This is a genomic window from Streptomyces sp. NPDC001617 (genome assembly GCF_053596855.1).
Genome location: NZ_JBSFHA010000213.1, coordinates 1 through 1,344, shown reverse-complemented (window position 1 = coordinate 1,344; position 1,344 = coordinate 1). Strand labels below are relative to the sequence as shown.

Below are 1,344 nucleotides of genomic sequence, written 5' to 3'. Positions count from 1 at the left end.
CAGGGCTTGATCAAGTTCCCTGAGCGTCCGGGTTGGTGATGCCCAGGAGCGGGAGGGTTCGTTCGGGCTGATCGCGGATTGCGCGGGTGGTCTTGGCGATGTTGACTGCTCCGAGGGTTTTGAGCAGGCCGATGGCGAGGTTGCGGAAGGTGGCCATGGCGCGGGGTGCGGTGCCGGTGTGGAGGGTGGAGGCGTCCTCGGCGTAGGTCACGTCTCTCACGTGGTGCAGGGCCTCGACGGCCCAGTGGCCGCGGACGGCGGCGGCGAGTTCGGCCGGGGTGGTCTGGTGGGCGTCGAGGCTGGTGACGGCGTAGATGGTCTCGCGGCTCTCGCGCTCGCCGGTCTGTTTGCGGCGTCGGTGGACGCGGAGGGCGAGGCGGCCGTGGGGGAAGGCGATCCCGCCGAGTTCGTCGGCGATGCCGCAGGTCTTGATCGAGCGGGACTCCCGGCGGCCGTGTCCGGCAGAGGAAGCGGTGTGCTGGACGGCGATGTCAGGCCAGGGCAGGGCGGCGAGCTGCCGGTGGGCGGTCGGCTGATTCCGCTTGATCATGGCGATGTAGTGGGCGTTCTTCGTCTCGACCAGCCAGGTGACGTTCGCCTTGACCGAGTGCAGGGCGTCGAAGGTGACGACGGTGCCGGTCAGGTCCAGCGGTTCGAGCAGGGGCCGGAAGTGCGCGGTCTCGTTCGTCTTGGTTCCGACCTCGGCCTGGGCGAGGGTCAGGGCCCGGTGGTGAGTGACGGCGGAGAGCAGGTGTCTGCGGCTGGCGGACAGGCGGGCCGATCCCCGCAGTGACTTGCCGTCGACGGCGATCACCTGTCGTTTCCCCGGGACTGTTCCCGCGGTGTTCCGGGCGGTGAGGTAGGCGCCGACCGCTTGGTCCAGGGCGTCACCGTCGACGGCCGCGAGCACGCGGCCGATCGTGGTACGCGAGGGGGCACGGCGCCACCTGAGCGGATGCCGGCGGACTCCGACGGCCGTCAGCACGGTGTCCGAGGCCCGTGCCGCCCACTCGGCGATCTCATCCACACTCCTCATTCCGGAGACGGCCGCGCAGGCACAGACGAGGAGGATCGCGGTCAGCGAGTACCAGCGGCCCCGCCTCGCCCGCGGGTCGGGCACCCGCTCCAGAAAGGGCCGCAGGTCAGCGACTTGACTGGCATCCAGCGGACCCAGCTTCACCAGCACCGGCGGGATGAGAGAAGATGCAGCGGCAGGCACGGGCCACCTCATGATCGTTGAGCTTCGACACCCCAATGATCACGAAGCCCGTGCCTGCTCTGCTATGCACCCCAACCGGTCACGGCCCGACCAACCGCCCGACCCCGGAACTCGCCCAAGCCCTG

Annotated in this window: 1 protein-coding gene; it reads right to left on the bottom strand. The window is 69.8% G+C overall.

What is annotated here, in order from left to right; translation table 11 throughout:
- Positions 1-10: 10 nt before the first annotated feature.
- A complete protein-coding gene (locus ACWC09_RS52655; RefSeq protein WP_450859438.1) occupies positions 11-1,219 on the bottom strand; it encodes an ISAs1 family transposase in 1,209 nt (402 codons plus the stop codon).
- Positions 1,220-1,344 lie beyond the last annotated feature (125 nt).